The sequence below is a fragment of the Providencia sp. PROV201 genome (assembly GCF_028479545.1).
GTDB lineage: Bacteria > Pseudomonadota > Gammaproteobacteria > Enterobacterales > Enterobacteriaceae > Providencia > Providencia huaxiensis.
This window is the reverse complement of record NZ_JAMPNW010000025.1, coordinates 31,051-53,691: the sequence shown is the minus strand read 5'-3', so window position 1 is coordinate 53,691 and position 22,641 is coordinate 31,051. Positions and strand designations below refer to the sequence as shown.

21 protein-coding genes are annotated in these 22,641 nt (G+C 41.4%); 12 read left to right on the top strand and 9 right to left on the bottom strand.

The window, feature by feature from the left end:
- Positions 1 to 41 precede the first annotated feature (41 nt).
- Genes glpC through glpA form a run of 3 tightly spaced genes read right to left on the bottom strand, consistent with a single transcriptional unit; the run spans position 42 to position 4,172 of the window.
- Positions 42 to 1,235 carry an anaerobic glycerol-3-phosphate dehydrogenase subunit GlpC gene (glpC, locus tag PR809_RS17280; RefSeq protein ID WP_004258601.1) on the bottom strand — a complete coding sequence of 398 codons (1,194 nt, stop codon included), beginning with the start codon at positions 1,233 to 1,235 and terminating at the stop codon, positions 42 to 44.
- Complete coding sequence (gene glpB, locus PR809_RS17275) at positions 1,232 to 2,527, bottom strand: glycerol-3-phosphate dehydrogenase subunit GlpB (RefSeq protein ID WP_206276523.1); 1,296 nt, start codon at positions 2,525 to 2,527, stop codon at positions 1,232 to 1,234. The genes glpC and glpB overlap by 4 nt, the downstream gene beginning before the upstream one ends.
- Complete coding sequence (glpA, locus tag PR809_RS17270) at positions 2,517 to 4,172, bottom strand: anaerobic glycerol-3-phosphate dehydrogenase subunit A (RefSeq protein ID WP_004258606.1); 1,656 nt, start codon at positions 4,170 to 4,172, stop codon at positions 2,517 to 2,519. Before glpA ends, glpB begins: the two co-directional genes overlap by 11 nt.
- 436 nt (positions 4,173 to 4,608) lie before the next feature.
- Here glpA and glpT point away from each other — a divergent pair, with 436 nt between their 5' ends.
- Both glpT and glpQ read left to right on the top strand, forming a co-directional pair.
- Entirely contained in the window at positions 4,609 to 5,958 is a 1,350-nt protein-coding gene (gene glpT / locus PR809_RS17265; RefSeq protein WP_102137994.1) for a glycerol-3-phosphate transporter, read from the top strand.
- A 103-nt stretch (positions 5,959 to 6,061) separates the two neighbouring features.
- Positions 6,062 to 7,135, top strand: a complete 1,074-nt coding sequence (gene glpQ / locus PR809_RS17260) for a glycerophosphodiester phosphodiesterase (RefSeq protein ID WP_195697740.1) — start codon at positions 6,062 to 6,064, stop codon at positions 7,133 to 7,135.
- Between the two features lie 64 nt (positions 7,136 to 7,199).
- On the opposite strand, the gene epmA is transcribed toward glpQ, so the two are convergent.
- Positions 7,200 to 8,177 (bottom strand): elongation factor P--(R)-beta-lysine ligase, encoded by a 978-nt coding sequence (gene epmA, locus PR809_RS17255; RefSeq protein WP_102137996.1) that lies wholly within the window; start codon positions 8,175 to 8,177, stop codon positions 7,200 to 7,202.
- Between the two features lie 799 nt (positions 8,178 to 8,976).
- Here epmA and frdA point away from each other — a divergent pair.
- The 4 genes from frdA to frdD are packed head-to-tail and all read left to right on the top strand — an operon-like array spanning position 8,977 to position 12,279.
- Positions 8,977 to 10,773, top strand: coding sequence for a fumarate reductase (quinol) flavoprotein subunit (gene frdA / locus PR809_RS17250; protein ID WP_102137997.1), 1,797 nt, complete (start codon positions 8,977 to 8,979; stop codon positions 10,771 to 10,773).
- Positions 10,766 to 11,500, top strand: a complete 735-nt coding sequence (locus PR809_RS17245) for a succinate dehydrogenase/fumarate reductase iron-sulfur subunit (protein ID WP_004258616.1) — start codon at positions 10,766 to 10,768, stop codon at positions 11,498 to 11,500. Before frdA ends, PR809_RS17245 begins: the two co-directional genes overlap by 8 nt.
- Positions 11,501 to 11,514: 14 nt before the next feature.
- On the top strand, positions 11,515 to 11,910 hold the full coding sequence (gene frdC, locus PR809_RS17240) for a fumarate reductase subunit FrdC (RefSeq protein ID WP_004258617.1): 396 nt from the start codon (positions 11,515 to 11,517) through the stop codon (positions 11,908 to 11,910).
- 15 nt (positions 11,911 to 11,925) lie between these two features.
- Positions 11,926 to 12,279, top strand: a complete 354-nt coding sequence (gene frdD, locus PR809_RS17235) for a fumarate reductase subunit FrdD (RefSeq protein ID WP_004258620.1) — start codon at positions 11,926 to 11,928, stop codon at positions 12,277 to 12,279.
- Positions 12,280 to 12,355: 76 nt separating this feature from the next.
- Here the strand turns inward: frdD and tetR are convergent, their stop codons facing one another.
- A complete protein-coding gene (gene tetR / locus PR809_RS17230; protein WP_166264252.1) occupies positions 12,356 to 12,955 on the bottom strand; it encodes a tetracycline resistance transcriptional repressor TetR in 600 nt (199 codons plus the stop codon).
- Between the two features lie 78 nt (positions 12,956 to 13,033).
- On the opposite strand from tetR, the gene tet reads away from it, so the two are divergent.
- Together tet and PR809_RS17220 are read left to right on the top strand one after the other, a co-directional pair.
- Positions 13,034 to 14,236: a Tet(A)/Tet(B)/Tet(C) family tetracycline efflux MFS transporter gene (gene tet, locus PR809_RS17225; protein WP_206276522.1), complete on the top strand. Its 1,203-nt coding sequence runs from the start codon at positions 13,034 to 13,036 to the stop codon at positions 14,234 to 14,236.
- A 78-nt stretch (positions 14,237 to 14,314) separates the two neighbouring features.
- The gene (locus PR809_RS17220; RefSeq protein WP_166264248.1) at positions 14,315 to 14,896 is read left to right on the top strand and encodes a TetR/AcrR family transcriptional regulator; all 582 of its coding nucleotides are present in this window, start codon (positions 14,315 to 14,317) and stop codon (positions 14,894 to 14,896) included.
- Positions 14,897 to 15,062: 166 nt separating this feature from the next.
- Here the strand turns inward: PR809_RS17220 and PR809_RS17215 are convergent, their stop codons facing one another.
- A complete protein-coding gene (locus tag PR809_RS17215) occupies positions 15,063 to 16,247 on the bottom strand; it encodes an MFS transporter (protein ID WP_239979406.1) in 1,185 nt (394 codons plus the stop codon).
- Between the two features lie 63 nt (positions 16,248 to 16,310).
- Complete coding sequence (locus PR809_RS17210) at positions 16,311 to 17,084, bottom strand: hypothetical protein (protein ID WP_166264244.1); 774 nt, start codon at positions 17,082 to 17,084, stop codon at positions 16,311 to 16,313.
- A 176-nt stretch (positions 17,085 to 17,260) separates the two neighbouring features.
- Here PR809_RS17210 and PR809_RS17205 point away from each other — a divergent pair, with 176 nt between their 5' ends.
- Complete coding sequence (locus PR809_RS17205; RefSeq protein ID WP_102138003.1) at positions 17,261 to 17,470, top strand: helix-turn-helix domain-containing protein; 210 nt, start codon at positions 17,261 to 17,263, stop codon at positions 17,468 to 17,470.
- A 105-nt stretch (positions 17,471 to 17,575) separates the two neighbouring features.
- Here the strand turns inward: PR809_RS17205 and sugE are convergent, their stop codons facing one another.
- The gene (sugE, locus tag PR809_RS17200; RefSeq protein ID WP_195697746.1) at positions 17,576 to 17,890 is read right to left on the bottom strand and encodes a quaternary ammonium compound efflux SMR transporter SugE; all 315 of its coding nucleotides are present in this window, start codon (positions 17,888 to 17,890) and stop codon (positions 17,576 to 17,578) included.
- A 269-nt stretch (positions 17,891 to 18,159) separates the two neighbouring features.
- On the opposite strand from sugE, the gene PR809_RS17195 reads away from it, so the two are divergent.
- The 3 genes from PR809_RS17195 to PR809_RS17185 all read left to right on the top strand — a co-directional run bounded on the left by PR809_RS17195 (position 18,160) and on the right by PR809_RS17185 (position 21,954).
- A complete protein-coding gene (locus PR809_RS17195) occupies positions 18,160 to 19,068 on the top strand; it encodes an EamA family transporter (RefSeq protein WP_206276729.1) in 909 nt (302 codons plus the stop codon).
- 342 nt (positions 19,069 to 19,410) lie between these two features.
- On the top strand, positions 19,411 to 21,504 hold the full coding sequence (gene cstA / locus PR809_RS17190; protein WP_102138006.1) for a pyruvate/proton symporter CstA: 2,094 nt from the start codon (positions 19,411 to 19,413) through the stop codon (positions 21,502 to 21,504).
- Positions 21,505 to 21,756: 252 nt separating this feature from the next.
- On the top strand, positions 21,757 to 21,954 hold the full coding sequence (locus tag PR809_RS17185; protein WP_004258665.1) for a YbdD/YjiX family protein: 198 nt from the start codon (positions 21,757 to 21,759) through the stop codon (positions 21,952 to 21,954).
- Positions 21,955 to 22,034: 80 nt separating this feature from the next.
- Here the strand turns inward: PR809_RS17185 and efp are convergent, their stop codons facing one another.
- Positions 22,035 to 22,601: an elongation factor P gene (gene efp, locus PR809_RS17180; protein WP_102138007.1), complete on the bottom strand. Its 567-nt coding sequence runs from the start codon at positions 22,599 to 22,601 to the stop codon at positions 22,035 to 22,037.
- Positions 22,602 to 22,641: the final 40 nt, after the last annotated feature.

The following is a 22,641-nucleotide window of genomic DNA, read 5'->3' as shown; positions in this document are numbered from 1 at the left end:
AAAACAACAAATAACAACCCTACAATTCGATAAGTAATAGATCACAAAGCTTTTGCTAAAAGTGAGATGGGATGCTCACACTTCTTACTCGTCGACATCTCAATCTGCCACTTACACGTTTCACAATCAGTGATCACCATATCAGCACCACTTTCTTCAATTTGGCGAAATAACCCGGCACCAATACCTTGAGAAACCTCATAGTTTTCTTTTTTGAAACCATAGGTTCCTGCGATACCACAGCACTGTGAGTCTAACACTATCAGCTCAACACCGGGTACACGCTTAATTAACTCTAATGTGTAGGAGGTCCAACCCATTTTTTCCATATGGCATGGTGTATGATAAGCCACTTTTAAAGGCGTATGTTTCAGTTTGAGTTCACGCCCTTCTTCCAGTAAACGATAAATATAACGTGTTGCGAGCTCAATGTTATCCCTCATTGCAGAAGTATCAACATCAAGGACATGTGTATATTCATCACGGATAGTAAACGTACACGTTGATGAAGTTGCAACAACAGGCACATGTTTTTCAAGGATAGTTTCTTGTAATGACTCTAAATTCACATTGGCTTGGCGTTTTGCCTGTTTCATAAAGCCATTCGCAATTAACGCCACACCACAACATTTTTCACGTTTAAGTAATTGAACGCCAATGTTCATCCCATTGAAGACTTTAATTAAGTCTTTACCTAATTGAGGGTGGTTATAATTCACATAGCAACCATGGAAAAACGCAACTTGCTCTTCAAATTTAGCTTGTTCAGCGGCTTGTTTTGCATACCAACGACGGAAAGTCCCAAATGAATATTTTGGTAATTCACGGCGATGGTCTATTTTCAGTGCTTTATCAAGGATTTGACGTACAGGTTTTAACCCTGTAATCGTATTTACAACTGGTGCAAATGGCGTAGATAGCGACCCCATTAAATCGGTATGACTGAGAATTGCATCACGAATTTTCGGTTTTTGCTGGCTGTAAGTATTACGCGCACGGGCAATAATATCGCCAATTTTCACATCCGATGGGCAAGCCACTTCACAGCGCTTGCAGTTTGTACAATATTTAAGTGCCTCGTCATATAACATTGGGTCTTTTAAGCGCAAGCGCTCACCATCGGGCCCGGCTTGCTTAGGGCCTGGATACAATGGATTAACCTTTGCTACAGGGCAATAAGTGGTACACACCGTGCATTTAATACAGCTTTCAAAGCTTGCATCTTGAATACTCATTGTGCCACCTCCACCTGCATGGTTTTACTCTTAATCAGTTCATTAATGATTTCATTAGCGGCATATAATGCGCTAATTATTGATACACCCGCCCCACAACCTTGGGTGAGAGGGTCAAAACCGCCTAATACAGCGCCAGCGACATAAAGGTTTGAAATAGCGTTCCCCTCTTTTTGTGCGCGCAGCTTTTCATCAGTTTTCACGCCAAAAGCCATATAAGGTTGGGAAGCAAAAAACTCTTTGTTAGTCCATTTTGCACGTTCTGAAATTTCACACAGGTCCAATTGCATCAACGGCTCATACACACGGTCAAACTCTGCCACCAATCCATTATTGAAAAAACTCCCCGTTGCCAGAACAAAATGCTTAGCTTTTAAAGAGATGTCACCATGATTACGAGTCTGGACAGATTCAATTCGGCCATCCACACAGTTTACCGCAGTGACTTTATCACCTGGCATCACTATGCCACCTTGGCGCCGAAACTGACGCAATAACATTTCGTGTAAACGGATCCCCAATAAAGAAGGTGGAAGAGTCGGCAATAAAAATATAGGCTTACCTAAATTCCTTTGTAATTCCTGTAAAGGTTCATCACTGTCGAGTCCGATACACGCTGGCATGAAAATCGCTTCTGCATCTGCGACCAACGGGGAAATTTCAGCTACCATTTGAGCCATGTTTTCTGGACGGTCTAACCAACGAGCAACATTAACGGCTCTAAACTCGCTCGGGTTTTCTCTTAACCGGTCTAATAATGGTAAATGCACATAGTGCGCTGTTGCTTGTAGCCCTTCACGTTGTAGCTCATCCGCAACCATTTGGGGTTGAAAATCCAAGAAACCTTCGATACCAACCACCGCAATATTGTTAGCATCCATTTTATGGTGTAAGCCAACCGTTGGAACAAATTTAGGACTAAGCCAAGTCATGCGCTTATGGCCTAGAGGTGTAATGCGATAGTGGTTTTCTTCACAAGAGCCTTTTAAATGGACTCCCGCTTGCTGCAATATCGACTGCGCCATATGCGCTAATTCAGTAACCTGCGTTTTTCCGATTAAACTATAAGGGTGAGCTGGCGACTGTTCCTTTAACGCATCAAGCATTTCTAATGGTTTTTCAGCCACTTCCCCATTAGGCAAATGGGTTAATAAATCTAAGGAGCCTGATGAAAAATGCAATGCATTTTGCCCTGCGCTAACAATTGCACAAGATAGGCCAGACTGGGTTAAACGTATACCGCTCATTAATCCAGCCAAACCGCCGCCCATTACCACTACATCATATTTCATTATCTGCCTCCTTCTGTGCATCCTTGCCTAGTGTCGCTTCATTCATGCCACATAACCCGTGATATACCCAGCTAGTAAATTCACTTTCACGCAGCGCATCCCCCCAAGCTATTGGACGTACACCTTTCCAGCGCTCATTCAGGAAGTGACTTAATTGCTGCTCTGTTTCATGGGGCGTTGTAACATTAAAACGATTGAGTAAGCCAGCTGCGCGGCATGCACATAGCTCACCTTGGCAAGTTCCCATACCCACACGAGTACGGCGCCTTAAATCAAGCAGATTATTGACCGTCAATGAATTCACGGCATAACGCACCTCACCCGCAGTAACGGCTTCACACTCACAAACTAAACTTTTATCGAGCCTATCCGTACTGAGAATTGCAGAAGCTCTGTCACCATGGCGGTAAACCGCAGAGCCACGAATAGGGGCTGGGATAGAAACAACATTACGTAAGGCTTCTTCTGCGCTGTGCTGCGACCCCGGTAATGGGGCCTCTGCTGTTGTACATTTGGCGCTGTGACCAAGTTTTTCGCAAACTTTATCTGTCGCCCATTCCGCCATCAGGCGATAAGTCATCAACTTACCCCCTGTAATGGTGATAAAACCTTCTAAGCCATCGCGTTTAGCATGGTCTAACAACACAATACCGCGGCTTACGTTACGCCCTGATGGGTCATCATCACTAGCAACTAATGGTCGAACGCCTGCATATGCACGTAAAATGCGCGTTGTCGCAAGTGCAGGAGACAACATTGAACCTTCGCGAATCAGAATATCCACCTCTTCAGGGGTGACATACATATTATCAATTTGGTCATATTCAATATGAGTCGACGTGGTCCCAATCAGGGAAATCGTATCGCCGGGAACCAAAATATCGGCATCTGCAGGTTTACGGCAACGGTTTATCACCATATTGTTCAAACGGTGACCTAAAATTAATAGTGCCCCTTTCGCAGGGAACATTTTAATTTTTAATTCGCCATATTCTGCAATTTTTTGTCCCCAGATCCCGCCCGCATTGACGACAATTTCTGCGTAAATATCATATTGTTTCTTAGCATGATGATCATATACCGTCACACCGCGTACCGTATCACCATCACGAATTAAGCCAATAACTTCATGATAAGTTAACACTTTTGCGCCATGCTCTCTGGCATCTAACATATTTGCCGCAGTTAAACGGAATGGGTCAACCGTACCATCAGGAACGCGAACCGCACCAATTAAATGCGGGTTAACAGAAGGTTCAAGACGAATAGCCTCTTTAGGGTCAATCGCAGTCGCATCAATACCTGCCGCTTGGCAGGCCGTAATGAATTGCTGCTGATATTCTAAGCTGTCTTCAGGAAGAGTAATAAACAAACCGTCCGTTCGTTCAATACAATGATGTGCGATACGCTTTAAAATTTTGTTCTCTTCGATACATTCTCTGGCAGATTCACCATCTGTGACGGCATAACGCGCGCCACTATGCAGTAATCCATGGTTACGTCCTGTCGCGCCAGTCGCAATATCATGTCTTTCGAGTAAAACGGTTCTTAGGCCTCGGCGAGCGCAGTCACGAGCGACTCCTGCACCTGTTGCGCCACCACCGATAATGATGACATCCGTTTCAGTCACAGATGAGCCATTCATGTCGCATTCCTCACATTAATAAACGTTTCTATAATAAATAAGTATAGGTTCTATTTTTATAATCTATTATTAAATATAGCCCAGAAACGCGATCGATGTTTGATAAGGAACAAAAACGAAAGTAATTGCGACATTTTTAGCACCTCAAAGAACAAAATCGTGATGAAAATCACAAAATAATTAACATTTCCAGTTCCATTCTATTCACAAATGTCATTTACTATGCAACTTCATAAACAAAATCAATAATTGTGCGTTGGATTACAGATAAATTGTTTTTTAACGACTACAATTTAGAGCAATTAAGAAAATAAAGACTCTTAAATTACTCGAATACTTTCGTTTTTGTTACTTCACCAATAATAAACACTCAATATTTCTCTGAAATAGAGAAATGGAAGTGTAAATAAAAATTAGCATGCCATCGGAGGCGTATATGTTAAGCATTTTTAAACCAGCACCTCATATAGAGAGGCTGCCAGCTGATAAGGTAGATCCTGTCTATCGTAAGCTTCGTTGGCAGATCTTCATGGGTATTTTCTTTGGTTACGCAGCGTATTATCTAGTCCGAAAGAACTTTGCGTTAGCGATGCCATATCTTGTTGAACAAGGTTTCTCTAAAGGTGACCTTGGTTTCGCATTATCAGGGATCTCAATTGCTTACGGATTTTCTAAATTTATCATGGGGTCGTTTTCCGACCGTGCAAACCCGCGCTATTTCTTACCCGCAGGTTTGATTCTTGCCTCCGTAGTGATGTTAGTCATGGGATTCGTACCATGGGCAACATCAAGCATCATGGTAATGTTCGTATTACTGTTCCTTTGTGGTTGGTTCCAAGGTATGGGTTGGCCTCCTTGTGGACGTACCATGGTTCACTGGTGGTCACAAAAAGAACGTGGTGGTATCGTTTCGGTTTGGAACTGTGCGCACAACGTCGGTGGTGGTATCCCGCCATTACTGTTCATGTTAGGTATGGCATGGTTTAACGACTGGAAAGCTGCGCTGTATATGCCTGCATTGGCTGCTATTCTAGTTGCAATCATTGCATTTGCGTTAATGCGCGATACCCCGCAATCTTGTGGTCTTCCTCCAATTGAAGAGTACAAAAACGACTATCCAACAGACTATAAAGCATCCGATGAAGAAGAATTAACTGCAAAAGAAATCTTCATGAAGTATGTTTTCCCTAACAAACTGTTATGGATGATTGCGATTGCGAACGTGTTCGTTTACTTACTGCGTTATGGTGTTTTGGACTGGTCTCCAACTTACCTGCGTGAAGTTAAACACTTCGCAATGGACAAATCTTCATGGGCTTACTTCTTATATGAATACGCAGGTATCCCAGGTACGTTACTGTGTGGTTGGATGTCGGATAAAGTCTTCCGCGGTAACCGTGGAGCCACTGGTGTGTTCTTCATGGTTCTGGTAACCATCGCAACTATCGTGTTCTGGATGAACCCAGCCGGTAACCCAAATGTTGATATGGCATGTATGTTGATCATCGGTTTCTTAATCTATGGTCCTGTTATGTTGATTGGTTTACACGCTCTTGAACTTGCACCGAAAAAAGCAGCAGGTACCGCCGCAGGATTCACAGGCTTGTTCGGCTACCTCGGTGGTTCTGTCGCAGCAAGTGCTATCGTTGGTTATACCGTAGACTACTTCGGTTGGGACGGTGGCTTCGCAGTCATGATCGGTGGTTCAGCATTGGCTGTTGTTCTACTGTTTATCGTCATGTTGAGCGAAAGCAAACATAAACGTGAATTAGCAAACTCACAATAAACATTCATTAAATGTTCATTGTTAATCGCTAGACTCGTGGGCTATATCAAAAAATGATGTAGCCCATTTTTTTACCCAAATGAAGTGCCAAGGAGATATAATCATGAGCTTTCCATTAAAAACATTGGTGGCTAGTATGGTTTTAGTGATGTCAGTGTCTGCTGTAGCTCAAGCTTCAAGTAAAGTTGTCATTGCACATCGTGGTGCAAGTGGTTACTTACCGGAACATACCCTACCTGCAAAAGCAATGGCTTACGCACAAGGTGCTGATTTTCTTGAGCAAGATTTAGTTATGACGAAAGATAACGAGCTCGTGGTCTTACATGACCATTATCTCGATCGCGTGACGGATGTTGCTGAACGTTTCCCTGACCGCGCGCGTAAAGATGGCCGTTATTATGCGATTGACTTTACCCTTGATGAAATCAAATCACTCAATTTTACAGAAGGATTTGATATTGTTGATGGTAAAAAAGTCCAAAGCTATCCGAACCGCTTCCCGATGGGCAAATCAGATTTCCGCGTTCATACTTTCCAAGAAGAGATTGAATTTGTTCAAGGATTAAACAAATCAACAGGTAAAAATATTGGTATCTACCCAGAAATTAAAGCCCCTTGGTTCCACCAGCAAGAAGGCAAAGATATCACCAAGAAAACACTCGAAGTTCTTAAAGAATATGGTTACACCACCAAGGATTCCAACGTTTATCTACAATCATTTGACCCAAATGATCTAAAACGTATTAAAAATACCTTGATGCCTGAAATGGGAATGGATCTTAAATTAATTCAGTTGATTGCTTACACCGATTGGAACGAAACTCAAGAGCAAAAACCTGATGGAACTTGGGTTAACTACAATTACGATTGGATGATGAAACCGGGTGCCATGAAAGAAATTGCAACCTATGCAGATGGTATTGGCCCTGATTATCATATGCTAATTAGTGAAGAATCTACGCCAACTAACATCAAAGTGAATGGCATGGTCAAAGAAGCCCATGAAAATAAAATGGCGGTTCACCCGTTCACTATTCGTGTTGATAAGCTGCCAAAATACGCCAAAGATGGGCAACAGCTTTATGACATCATTTATAACCAAGCTGATGTCGATGGCGCCTTTACAGACTTCCCTGACTTAGGGGTTAAGTTCTTAGAACAACAAAAACAAAAATAGTTTTCTGCACCAAAAACAATAATGCAGCCAAATGGCTGCATTATTTTCAAGTTAGGCGTATTAGTTAAGCGATAGTGACAGGGAATGCGATCACATCACTGATTTTATCTGCATTTAAAGCAATCATAATCAACCTATCAACCCCAACAGCGACACCAGAACAATCAGGTAAACCATGCTCTAAAGCCGCAAGTAAGTGCTCATCAATAGGTGCAGTAGGTAACCCCATTGTCACGCGTTTACGGTTGTCTTGTTCAAATCGCTGGCGCTGTTCGCTTGCATCGGTGAGTTCATGGAAACCATTCGCCAGTTCCATTCCTTTATAATACACCTCAAAACGCTCAGCAACACGATGGTCTTCCGAGCTAATTACAGCAAGAGAAGCTTGGGTCGCAGGGAAATGATACACCACCACAGGCTTTTCTTTACCGATATGAGGCTCAACACCCATGGTAAATAACAGCTGTAGCAAGGTATCTTTATCTTCTTCGTGATCCGCGATATTGCTTAAATCTAAACGAGCAGCAACCTCACGTAATTCACTTTTCTCAGCAGACAATGGGTCAATATCCAAATAGCGTAAAAACGCTTGCTGATAAGAAAGTAGCTCCGCACTCTCGCACTCTAAGACTTGTTGCAGTAAGTCATCCACTTCATTAATCAAGCGATACATATCAAAATGCGGACGGTACCACTCTAACATGGTAAATTCAGGATTATGATGCCGCCCTGCTTCTTCATTTCTAAAGCTACGACCTAGCTGATAGATAGGCCCACTACCTGCTGCTAATAAACGTTTCATGTGGTATTCCGGGCTAGTCATTAAATATAAATTAATGCCTTGTGCCGCACCTGGGCCCACAAAACGCGTTGCAAATGGAACAAGATGAACGTCAGTGACTGTAGCCTGACTCATTGCGGGGGTTTCGACTTCAAGTACACAGCGATCAGTAAAAAAACGTCTGATTTCCGCAATTATTTTTGCGCGCTGTAACAGGTTAGCGATGGGGGCGGTTGGCTGCCAATTCGCTATATCACTCATTAAGATGACTCCAAAATAAACTTAGTCGTGCAGTGTACCCACCTCACTTGCAACACACAATGCATTTACACTGATAAAGCGCATTTATCTGAGCGTCAGCGCTTGTAACTGTCGACATAATGAGTAAGTAGGGATAGCCTGATTATCCCTTGCTTTATACGATTAGGCAAAGCCTTTGCTTTTAGCTTTACATAAGCTGATGGGAAGACGTAAAGAAAACAGCCTAAAACATGATTATTTCTTATATTATGTGACATAGCTGTTACTAAAAAAGCGAAACGATTCGCTTTCTCAATCTATTTTAAAATTTTCTCTTCGAAATTGAACTTCCTCTAAAAATAAACAGTGAGACTCCTCGCAAATTAGCATTCAATATGAATGAAACTCTTCAGCTATAATAATAGTATTATTCACTTATTATTGGTAAAACCTGACTAATTCCCTTGGTTTTATACGCTAAGATTTTATGTAAATTTAATGATAATTATTTGAAATTCCTTTTTATTCGATGTTAACAGCCTAGAAAATCGAGTAATGTAAAAACAATTTACAAAAAGAAGATCTACCTCACACTTTATAGCTAAATTTGGCCAAAACCCCCCTCTATATCAAATTTATCTTGAGTACTATTCGCTATAATTCACAGCATGATAAGTCATTATTAGCTATTATATTATTTACTATTAAAAAACAGATATTTCGGAGTTTAGCTTTAAGTTGAACTGAAAATGACATAGCTAATTATCAAAAGTATTTAAAAGAATTTATCAATTTTACACTTGAACAATGGAGAAGCGCAGTGCAAACCTTCAATGCCGATTTAGCGATTATCGGGGCCGGGGGCGCAGGCTTACGTGCAGCAATTGCTGCCGCTGAAGCAAATCCCAATATCAAGATTGCTCTGGTCTCAAAAGTATACCCAATGCGTAGTCACACCGTGGCCGCAGAGGGGGGATCAGCAGCAGTTACTCAGGCTCATGACTCCTATGACTATCATTTTAATGATACTGTAGCTGGTGGGGACTGGCTGTGTGAGCAAGATGTCGTCGATTATTTCGTCGAACACTGCCCAACAGAAATGACCCAACTAGAACTATGGGGCTGCCCGTGGAGCCGTAAACCAGATGGTTCAGTTAACGTTCGCCGCTTTGGTGGGATGAAAATTGAGCGTACGTGGTTTGCTGCTGATAAAACTGGCTTCCACATGCTCCATACCCTGTTCCAAACTTCATTAAAATACCCACAAATTCAACGTTTTGACGAACACTTTGTCCTCGATATCATTGTTGATGAAGGCCAAGTCCGTGGTCTTGTCGCGTTAAATATGATGGAAGGAACAAAAGTCCAGATCCGTGCGAATTCTATCGTCATGGCAACGGGCGGTGCTGGACGTGTTTATCGCTATAATACCAATGGCGGTATTGTAACCGGTGATGGGATGGGAATGGCATTCCGTCATGGTGTTCCTTTACGTGACATGGAATTCGTTCAGTATCACCCAACAGGTCTTCCTGGCTCTGGTATCTTAATGACCGAAGGTTGTCGTGGTGAAGGCGGGATCCTTGTCAATAAAGACGGCTATCGCTATCTGCAAGACTACGGAATGGGGCCTGAAACTCCACTGGGTAAACCTGAAAATAAATATATGGAACTGGGTCCACGTGACAAAGTTTCCCAAGCGTTCTGGCACGAATGGCGTGCAGGCCGCACTATCAGTACCCACCGCGGTGATGTTGTTTACTTAGATCTTCGCCACCTTGGCGCTGAAAAACTGCATGAACGTTTACCATTTATTTGTGAGTTGGCGAAAGCCTACGTGGGGGTTGACCCAGTAACAGACCCAATTCCTGTTCGCCCAACCGCCCACTACACCATGGGTGGTATCGAAACGGATCAACGCACAGAAACACGTATCAAAGGCCTATTTGCTGTCGGTGAATGTTCTTCTGTTGGCTTGCACGGTGCAAACCGTTTAGGTTCTAACTCATTAGCTGAATTAGTGGTATTTGGTCGCCTAGCAGGTGAAGAAGCCGCTCGCCATGCTGCTGAAGCAACACCAGCTAATGCAAATGCTATCGAAGCCCGTACCCGTGATATCGAAGCTGACCTTAGTAAACTCATGAACCAAAAAGGGAAAGAGAGCTGGTCGAAAATCCGTGATGAGATGGGTATTTCAATGGAAGAAGGCTGCGGTATCTACCGTACTCCTGAATTAATGCAAAAAACCGTTGATAAAATTGCTGAACTGAAAGAACGCTTCAAACACGTCGAAATTACCGACCATAGCAGCGTATTTAATACTGACCTACTGTACACCATTGAATTAGGCTTTGGCCTTGATGTGGCTGAATGTATGGCTCACTCTGCAATCAACCGTAAAGAATCACGTGGTGCACACCAACGTCTCGATGAAGGCTGTACTGAGCGTGATGATGTGAATTTCCTTAAACATACTTTGGCATTCTATAACCCAGAGGGCTCCCCTCGTTTAGAATACAGTGACGTGAAAATCACGAAATCTCAGCCAGCTAAACGTGTTTACGGTGCCGAAGCTGAAGCTCAAGATAAGGCGAAGAAGGAGCAAGCTAATGGATGATATGAAACACCTAAAAATGGAGATCATGCGTTACAATCCAGAAACGGATAGTGAGCCCCATTTGGTGACGTATGATGTCCCTTACGACGAGCAAACTTCTTTGTTAGATGCGTTAGGCTATATCAAAGATAACCTCGCTCCAGACCTGTCTTACCGCTGGTCTTGTCGTATGGCGATTTGTGGTTCTTGTGGCATGATGGTCGATAAAGTACCTAAACTGGCTTGTAAAACATTCCTGCGTGAATACCCGCAAGGCATGAAAGTTGAGCCATTAGGTAACTTCCCAATCGAGCGCGACCTTGTTGTTGATATGACTCACTTTATCGAGCGTTTAGAAGCGATCAAACCGTATATTATCGGTAATGACCGTAAACCTTCTGAAGGCCCGAATAAGCAAACGCCTGCCCAGATGGCGAAATACCATCAGTTCTCAGGCTGTATCAACTGTGGTCTGTGCTATGCAGCTTGCCCACAATTTGGACTGAATCCAGAATTCATCGGTCCAGCCGCTATCACATTGGCAGAGCGCTACAATTTAGATAACCGAGACCATGGTGCGAAAGAACGCATGACCTTGTTAAATGGTGACAATGGTGTCTGGAGCTGTACGTTTGTAGGCTACTGCTCTGAAGTCTGTCCTAAGCATGTCGACCCTGCGGGCGCGATCCAACAAGGTAAAGTTGCCAGTGCGCAAGACTTTGTTATCGCCATGCTGAAGCCACGATAAGGAGAATTGAAGTCATGACAACGAAACGTAAACCCTATGTTAGGGAAATGAAGGGCGACTGGTGGCAAAAGTTGGGTTTTTACCGCTTTTACATCATGCGTGAAAGTACTTCAGTCCTTCAAGTTTGGTTCAGTATTTTAGTCCTGTATGGGGTATTTGCGCTGAAAAGTGGCCCTGAATCATGGGCGGGTTTTGTTGGGTTCTTAAGTAACCCAATCATTCTTATCATTAACATTATTACTTTGGCGGCAACACTATTGCACACCACTACGTGGTTCAATCTTGCACCAAAAGCCGTCAGTATTATTGTAAAAGATAAGAAAATGTCTGATGAGCCTATTGTTAAAGGCTTCTGGGCTCTCACGATTGTTGTTACTGCGGCAATCTTAGCAATCGCATTGTTATTTTAATCTAAGGAGAATCTGATGAATCTAACGCCTAAACGTTCCGATGAGCCGATTTTCTGGGGGTTATTTGGTGCTGGTGGTATGTGGAGTGCCGTGATTGGCCCTGCTATTATCATTCTGTTAGGGATTTTAATTCCTCTCGGCGTTGCACCAGAAATGCTGAGCTATGAGCGTATTATGGCATTTAGCCAAAGCTTTATCGGCCGCGTATTCTTATTACTGATGATTATTTTGCCAGTATGGTGTGGTATGCACCGTATCCACCATACTTTGCACGACTTTAAAATCCATGTCCCAGCGACAAAATGGGTTTTCTATGGCGGCTCAGCAATCATCAGCGTTATTGCAATTATCGGTGTATTCACACTGTAAATAATTCAATCACACATTATTTTAATACAAGGTATGGCAGCAATGGCCATACCTTTTCTTTTTTAGAGCTTAAAAACTATTGCTTAAAGCCTCGAATAAGTGATTCTAAACCAAATAAAAAAGCGGCCGTTCCATCATCATTATCCATGATGTGTATCGCCTGCTTTAATAACAACGGCATTGAGCTATCTTGTCCTACATCCCGCTCACTAATTGCGGCAATATGTTCTTGCTGTTCTAGCACCGAACCTAACGTAAAATGCCCCACCGCGCTAATTGCATATAAACCGTTTTGTAATGAAAAACCGTTATCAACCATAAACTGTAATTGTTTTTCCACAGTTGCATATTGCTCTGAACTTGGGCGAGTCCCCAAATGTACCTTTGCCCCATCACGATAGCTAAGTAAGGCACGGCGAAAACTTAATGCATTATGACGCAAAAATTCCTGCCACGTTTCCCCCTCGGCAGGTAATGGGTGGTCATGGTGCCGTTTTAGCATTTCAACCGATAATGCATCTAACAGTGTGCGCTTATTCTTCACATGCCAATACAGTGTAGGCTGCTCAACGCCCAGTTTTTGGGCCAATTTTCGAGTTGTCAGCCCTTCCATTCCCACTTCATTCAGCAAATCTAATGCGGCACTAATAATGGTTTCTCTATCCAGCCTTGCCATATTGCTCCCCTATTTTTATTGACACTCTATCACTGATAGGGATATATTCCAACTCTATCACTGATAGAGAAATCAATTATGAATAAGTTTGCGATCACTGCTTTAACGATCACCGCCCTAGATGCCATGGGGATCGGCTTGATCATGCCTGTTTTGCCAGCCTTACTTCGTGAGTATGTAACAATAGAAAATCTGGCAAACCACTACGGCATCTTACTAGCCCTGTATGCCGTCATGCAGGTGTTTTTTGCTCCAATACTGGGAAAATGGTCCGATAAATTCGGTCGCAGAGCTATCTTACTGCTTTCCCTTGCGGGAGCCGCTCTCGACTATACTTTACTGGCTTTATCCAGCTCACTTTGGATACTGTATTTAGGCCGCTTAATTTCAGGGATCACTGGGGCAACAGGCGCTGTTGCCGCTTCTATTATTGCTGACAACACAGCCCCGCAAGAGCGTACAAAATGGTTTGGGCGACTAGGTGCAGCATTTGGTGTTGGCCTAATCGCTGGCCCTGCGATTGGCGGCTTTGCAGGGCAATTCTCTCCACACTTACCTTTTGTTATTGCAGCCGCCTTGAACGCGTGCTCTTTTGTCGTGATCTTGCTTATTTTTAAAGATCAAAACAGACGTGCTATACAGAATGATCAAAATGAAACTGTAGAGCAGCCGGTTTCCTTCATACGGCTGATAAAACCTCTCATTATGCTCCTTTTTGTCTTTTTTATGGCGCAGCTAATTGGCCAGATCCCTGCAACAACTTGGGTGTTATTTACCGAAAATCGCTTTCAATGGGACAGTATGCAAGTTGGGTTATCTCTGGCGGGTTTAGGCGTCATGCATGCCCTATTTCAAGCCTTTATTGCCGGGGCGATAGCCAAAAAATTCAATGAAAAAGTGACAATTATTGTCGGTTTTATCGCAGATGGCACCGCATTCATTATTTTGTCATTACTCACAGAGGGTTGGATGATTTTCCCTACATTAATTTTGCTCGCCGGTGGCAGTATTGCGTTACCCGCGCTACAAGGGTTAATGTCCGCTCAAGTTAATCAAGCTAACCAAGGCAAACTACAAGGAATATTGGTGAGTCTAACCAATACTACGGGGGTAATTGGTCCACTATTATTTAGCTTTATTTTTGGCCTTACACTGGCAAACTGGGATGGCTGGGTGTGGCTAATTGGAGCAACAATGTATGTTTTCTTGATCGCATTTAGTTTATCTTTTCATAAAAGCGACAACTCGATAGTTGAAACAGCAAAACTACCGGGGAGTTAAGTTTTAGCATATCAATATTAAGTGCTATGATACCCTTATCAGATTTGCTTTTGGAACATGACGTTAAGAGATATTTCAATGACAATACAACCTAAAAAGCCAAGAACGAAACCTGCGGAAGAAAGGCTAGATGACCTGATGAATGCAGCAGAAAAACTCTTTCTTTCCAAAGGATTTGTTAATACAACTGTCAGCGAAATTGTCTTATCTGCCGATGTTGCAAAAGGGACTTTTTATCACTATTTCCAGTCAAAAAATGACATTATGGAAGCCTTACGCTCTCGCTATATGGACTGGTATTTAGGCCACATTCAATCCGCTGTAGACTCACAAAAAAGTGCATCTGCCAAACTCAAATCATGGTGTGAAAATAGCGTCAAATACTATGTTGAAAAACAAAACATTCACGACATGCTATTTCACGACGAATACCACGGGCGCAGTAATGACCATGAAACCCGTGCAGTTGAACAAATTAAAGCTATTCTAGCTTTCGGTGAACAAAACAAAGCGTGGTCAGAATTGCCCCAAGAATTGATGGCGACAATGATTTACCACTCCATGCATGCTGCTGTTGATAATTTAGCCAATAGTACCGAGTATAATCAACAGACTCTGGGTGAAATCCTATACCAACGTTTTAGCCAGTTGATCAAGTAACACTTTTTATTGTTAGTACTTCTTATTGCTACTTTTTATCCGCAAAACATTTGTATAGCTAATAGAGCAGACATCTTATATTTTATTACTGCCATTCTACCTACTGTAGACCTATCATTTATGAAGATTTAATCCCCCTAAGGGGGGGATTAAATCATGACTGACACTAAACAGGATTTGGTTTTGGCAACCAAGTCGAAATAAAGTAAGAAAGCCCACACCCCGCAATAAATAACCCAACATAGCCTAAGTTAAAATGACTTAAATAACTAACAATCAGAGGGGTGATCCCACCGATAGATGCAGCTGCAGTGTTATAACCCACTCCTAATATTGTTGCCTGCCCATTAGATTTATCCATCAGCACTGCTGATAAATTACATAATATCATTGCTGAATATGTGGACATAACAACTTGAGCTAAAAAAACCAGAAGTAAATTATCTATTTGTAGTAAAAAATAAAGGGGTACTGAAAACAGTACCATCCCAATAACTCCCATATTAAAAACAGATTTAGCCGAACTATACTTATCTGTTAACCAACCACATATCATCATAAAAACTAACAATAAACCGGATGAGAATATTTCATAAAAATTTTTTATCTCGTCTATCTTTAATTGTTGAATAATTAGTGAAGTTGACAAATTTTGAGAGTAAAAAGTGACAGTCCCAGGGATGGTAAATAAAAATACCCAAAAAACATGGTACCAGCTGAACATTGTTTTTTTGTTCAAATCATTTTTATAATCTGGTAATTTAGCTCTAAACCAAAAGCTAATTAAAATATTAATTAAACCAATTAATAATGGGATCCTCCACCCAATTGACTGCATAGTATCTTCAGATAACGTATTCTTTAGAATGAAAACGATAACTAATGATGCAATGACCCCACATAAAGAGCTACCAACAATAATTGACGAAACTCTAGATTGAATATTTCCATCTAAATCCTTAAATAAATACGTAATTAGAGAAGGAAACTCACCTGCGAAACTAAAAGAAAGAGCCAATTGTAAAATTAATATTGCTAGTGGCGTATAGTCTCCTAATAATTCAATGGGTAGCAGTGCCATCATTAATGTTGCCGTGCCGGTTATCATACTTGTTAATATCAAAGCAGATTTTTTTCCTACCGTATCAGCGTACCGGCCGATAACATACCCTCCTAATGGGCGAATTAAAAAACGTAATGCAAAAATCCCCCATACCATTTCCGTAGCTTGGGAATAACCTAATTTAGTTAATTCCATACTTAAATAAGTGGATATAGCTGCAAAAACAGCAATATCATAGTATTCCAAAGCATTACCAGCGACTGCACCAAATCTAAATTTCCATTTCATTTTGATATTTACATCCATTTAAAAATGATAAAGTATTTTAATTATTTAAATATATATTTAAATTTAAGGATAGCTTACTAAGGTTTCTAAACAGGCTAGTGTAATTCCATTTTCCTTTAATGCCATAAATAGACCACTAGAAGAAGCATGTGGACAACCAAGTTTTTCTTTAATTCTTTGAATTCTCTTATGTTCACACACTTCAGAACAACCTTGTATGTAGCTAATTTCTTTTACTTTACAATGTGATAATAATAACCTAATAGTAACAACCTCTTTTCGGGTGAAACGAATATTCCCAAACCGCATGTATTGATGCATATCTAAAATCTCGGTTTCTTTTTCATTATCATCCAGATTGTTTTCTACCAATAACTCTATATTCTCTCTTAGTGGTAAATAATCATCATTTGATTTCCATATACCATGTGCGTAATCAGCAATTGTAGGACGACATTTATATATTGCGAGCATCTCCTTCACTGAAAGTTTTCTTTTTGAATTAATTGAGGTTATTTCATATACACTTCCATATTTGGTACAAAAATCCACCTTCAACTCATTCTTTTTCGTTCTCAATAAAGTTTCCATATAAGCTTTAGAGTAATTATTCCAATATTGTATCCCTGATGATAACCGCTCACTCATTAGTTTATCTAAATCAGCATCCCAATAAACCAACAGCCATTCATAATTATTCGAAATAATGTTAACCTTTTTATTACTAACATCAACCCTAGAAAAAGAAAGATCAATATCATTCCAGTCAAAATAATTAGAGAATATATCTTTCAAATCAGCACAAGATTTTTCTAAAAAAACATTCTTAACATCCATAATAAATCCTTTTAAGTTTAAAAATGATTAACATCAAGAGACGTATCTTTATCATAGGATGAAAAACATTCAAAGTATTATTTAATGAGACTATTAAATGTAGGGCTGATAACTTTATATTAATATGAAATAAAAATTCAAATTAAATTATTAAATAAACAATAATTGGAGATAAAATGAAAAAAGATTGGCACTCAGCTGATATTATTGCAGCGATAAAGAAAAAAGGCTCTTCTCTTTCTCAAATATCACGGCAAGCAGGATTAAACTCATCAACATTAAATAATGCCCTTTCAAGACGTTGGCCTAAAGGAGAAAGAATTATTGCTGAATTTTTGGATATACCGGCATCTGAAATTTGGCCATCGCGTTATAACGAAAAATAATATAAAAATAGTTTTCTCTATGCCCAAAATATCAAAAAATGCGGGTAACTTTCTCTGCTACCCGCTTATTATTTATTTTTAATTAAAAAACACTTAATTTGAAAGCTAACTTGATATTTTTAAGCCAATTAGCCCTGTAATAATCAAGGCAAGGCTTAATAAGCGAAACATATTCGCTGATTCCCCAAGGAAAATAATCCCAACAATTGCCGTACCCACTGCACCAATACCTGTCCAAATTGCATAAGCGGTGCCGACAGGCAAATCACGCATGGCATAAGCCAATAACCCCATACTCGCAATAATAGCGATAATAGTGATGATACTTGGCGTTAAGCGGGTAAAACCATGGCTGTATTTTAACCCTACAGCCCATACTACTTCTAATAAACCTGCAAATAAAAGGACTACCCAAGCCATGGCTGGTTGCTCCCGTTAATTCATCGGGGTCGTCCCCATATTTAAATGACGTTATTTCAGGTCGTCCTGAATACGTGTGATGTGAAAACACATTATAAACATTCACAGACCCAGACTCAAACAACGAAAAATAACAAATAAGTGCAAATTAACAATAATATTTAACCTTTTTATACTGTTTTTTATGATTAAGCATCATAACCATCGCACTCAAAATTATACGCAGGTAAAGTAGGTCTCTTATCTGGCAAGTTCATCGAGAAAATAGCATGAGTCTCAGAGACATCTTACTCGCCCTTTGTGTGGTAATCATTTGGGGAGTTAACTTCGTTATCATTAAACTCGGTGTGACCGCACTTCCACCGTTATTATTAGGTGCCTTACGCTTCATGTTTGTGGCCTTTCCCGCTATTTTTATTTTTAAGCGCCCTAAAATTCCATTCAAATTATTGCTTCTCTATGGGCTAACGATTAGCTTTGGCCAATTCGCCTTCTTATTTTGTGCTATTCGAGTTGGAATGCCTGCGGGTATAACCTCTGTCATATTGCAATCCCAAGCTTTCTTTACCCTATTACTTGGCGCAATGATTTTAAAAGAATCATTACAGCCAACACACTTTATTGGTATGTTTATCGCGATTGCAGGGCTAACGGTGTTAGCCAATGGTGCCACCGCCGGTGGACTAGATGATATTCCATTACTCGGGTTGGTTTTTACACTAATTGCTGGGTTATCATGGGCTTGTGGAAATATTACCAATAGAATTATTATGAAACAGGAAGGCGCTGAAAAATGCAGTGCCCTATCTTTGGTCAGTTGGAGCGCACTGATCCCAATTATCCCGTTTTTAATTAGTTCATGGATATTAGAAGGTGAAGAAGCGATTACGGAAGGGCTATCCGGTTTTAACTGGTCAGTCTTTGGTGTCATTATCTATTTAGCTTATTTATCAACATTTGTCGGCTATGGGATCTGGGGAGTATTACTTGGTCGCTATGAAGCGTGGCGAGTTGCTCCTTTTTCATTGTTGGTTCCTGTCTTTGGTTTAAGCAGTAGTGCTTTATTCCTTGGAGAGCACATAAATGGCGTACAAGTTGCTGGCCTCGTTTTAATCATGCTTGGCCTAATTACGACGCTTTTTGGCAAAAAAATGATTCAAAAATTAAGGCGATCCTAGTTAGCCAATGAATAATCGGAAGTTTTTTACCTTCCGATTATTCCCCGAACCTTTTCCCCTCGCCCTTATCAGCAAAAACACCCCAACAGTTATTAATTCCAAAATAAATAACAATTTAAGATAAAAAACCAATTAAGCCGATAGCTGCTAGTTCAAAACCAGATAAAATCCAATAAATAATCCTAAATTAGTGATATTGGCAACAATTATTAAATTTATCTCAAATTTCAATTAGGTGTCTCGTTTTAGCTACTTTTTCTTTAACTTAAGTATGGCTATATCTTTCTCAGTTTTACTTAAACAAATAACAAAAAGTAATCAACTGAACAGATGGGGATGGCTATGGGTAAACAATTAATATGGATTGTGCTCGCATTACTTGGTGCTTTTTCACTGGGTTACATCGCCTTAAATCGAGGTGAACAGATTAATGCCCTGTGGATCGTTGTTGCTGCTGTGTGTATTTATCTGATTGCATACCGATATTACGGGCTTTTTATTGCTAAAAAAGTACTCCAAGTTGATGCAACTCGTATGACACCAGCAATTCGTCATAACGATGGCTTAGATTACGTACCAACAGACAAAAAAGTATTATTTGGCCACCACTTTGCCGCCATTGCAGGAGCAGGCCCTCTTGTCGGCCCTGTGCTTGCGGCGCAAATGGGCTATTTACCTGGTATGCTTTGGCTACTTGCCGGGGTTGTCCTAGCTGGTGCCGTACAAGACTTTATGGTGCTGTTTGTTTCAACACGTCGAGACGGCCGTTCACTGGGTGAATTAGTTAAAGAAGAAATGGGCAATACCGCAGGGGTGTTGGCTTTAATCGCTTGTTTTATGATTATGGTGATCATCTTAGCGGTACTGGCCATGATTGTCGTAAAAGCCCTCACTCACAGCCCATGGGGAACTTACACCGTTGCCTTTACTATTCCATTGGCTATTTTTATGGGTATTTATACCCGCTATATACGCCCAGGACGCATTGGTGAAGTTTCTATTATAGGGCTAGTTTTCCTCGTATTTGCCATTATCTCTGGGGGTTGGGTTGCTGAAAGCGAAACTTGGGCACCTTATTTTGACTATACCGGTGTTCAACTCACTTGGATGTTAGTGGGATACGGCTTTGTTGCTGCCGTTTTACCCGTTTGGTTGCTACTTGCACCACGTGACTACCTATCAACCTTCTTAAAAATTGGGACTATTATTGGTTTAGCAATTGGTATTTTAATCCTCAATCCAAATCTACAAATGCCATCACTGACGAAATATATTGATGGTACAGGGCCTGTCTGGGCAGGGGATCTGTTCCCATTCCTATTTATCACCATTGCTTGTGGTGCAGTATCCGGTTTCCACGCACTGATTTCATCAGGCACCACACCAAAAATGTTGGCGAATGAAAACCAAGCTTGTTTTATCGGCTATGGTGGCATGCTGATGGAGTCCTTTGTGGCGATTATGGCGTTAGTTGCCGCTTGTGTGATTGACCCGGGTGTTTATTTCGCCATGAATAGCCCTATGGCAATGTTAGCGCCTGCGGGTACGCAAGATGTCGTCGCTTCAGCTGCCCAAGTCGTCAGTAGTTGGGGCTTCCAGATCACCCCTGAACAGCTCAACAGTATTGCTAATGATGTGGGTGAAACCAGTATTATTTCACGTGCCGGCGGTGCTCCAACACTGGCTGTTGGGATGGCGTATATTCTCCACGGCGCCCTTGGCGGCCTAATGAATGTTGCCTTCTGGTACCACTTCGCCATTTTATTTGAAGCATTATTTATTTTAACCGCAGTGGATGCAGGAACTCGAGCAGCACGCTTTATGCTGCAAGATTTACTGGGTGTGGTTTCTCCCTCCTTGAAACGCACCGATTCGTTACCCGCAAACTTGATAGCAACTGCCCTGTGTGTGCTAGCTTGGGGTTATTTCCTCCACCAAGGTGTTGTCGACCCGCTTGGTGGTATTAACACCTTATGGCCACTGTTTGGTATCGCGAACCAAATGTTGGCGGGTATGGCATTAATGCTGTGTGCTGTGGTACTGTTCAAAATGAAGCGCCAAAGATACGCATGGGTCGCTTTAGTCCCAACTGCATGGTTGTTAATCTGTACCATGACTGCTGGCTGGGAGAAAACCTTCAGTGAAGATGCCCGTGTTGGTTTCTTAGCTGTCGCAAATAAATTCCAAGCAATGATTGATAGCGGTAATATTCCTGTTCAATATACGGAATCTCAATTAACTCAGTTAATTTTCAATAACCGCTTAGATGCAGGATTAACTATTTTCTTTATGATTGTTGTGGTATTACTGGCTCTATTCTCCATCCGCACTGCGTTGAAGGCATTAAAATCTGACCAACCAACTGCGAATGAAGTACCCTACGAGCCAATGCCAGCCAACTATGAAGAAATCGTGGCAAATACGCGCCATCATTGATTTTCGCGGAAAAAGCTTGTCACTGTTTAGGGCATATACTCTTTCTCCAAAATAATTCACGTTGGAGCAAGGCGGCAAAGAAGATAATCCCTAGGAGCATACTCCAGTATGTGACTAGGGTTAGCGAATGAAGCCAACGCAGCAACAGCGTGAAGTATGAAGGAGAAACTAGGAGCATACATAACAGTATGTGACTTGGGTGGCCGAGAGCAGTCAACAACGCTGTAGCGCGAAGTATGTAAGGAGAAAAAAATGTTTGGAGAACTGGGAAAAGCAGCCCGCTACCTAGGCCAAGCGGCAAAAATGATGGTCGGCGTCCCCGATTACGACAACTACGTCGCTCATATGCAAAAAACACACCCTGACCAAACTCCCATGACCTATGAAGAGTTTTTCAAAGAGCGCCAAGATGCACGCTACGGTGGTAAAGGTGGGTTTAAGTGCTGTTAAGCCTTAAAAAAATAGACAAAAAAAGCCGTGGCACTCGACCACGGCTTTTTATTTCTAACGATTCAGTATAGGATCAACCGTTATTTTACACGTGAAACATACTCACCAGAACGAGTATCAACACGGATCACTTCACCGATCTGAACAAACAGAGGAACCTTAACCACTGCGCCAGTGCTCAGTGTTGCAGGTTTACCACCTGTACCTGCGGTATCACCTTTCAGGCCAGGGTCAGTATCAGTAATTTCTAACTCAACAAAGTTAGGTGGAGTGACTGCGATAGGACGGCCGTCCCACAGTGTTAAAATACATTCTGCTTGGTCAACTAACCATTTCGCGTTATCGCCAACGGTTTTTTCGTCCGCTGCTAACTGTTCGAAAGTTTCGTTGTTCATGAAATGCCAGAACTCACCGTCGTTGTACAGGTAAGTTAAGTTCATATCCATGACATCTGCACCGTCAACAGAGTCAGTAGACTTAAATGTTTTTTCCAACAGTTTGTTAGAAATCAGTTTACGAATACGCACACGTGCGAACGCTTGACCTTTTCCCGGTTTGACGAATTCACTTTCTAAAACGACACAAGGCTCGCCATCTAACATGATTTTAAGACCTGAGCGGAATTCATTGGTACTATAAGTAGCCATGGTGATCCTCTAATTTATAAACTAAAAATGGCATAGCCAA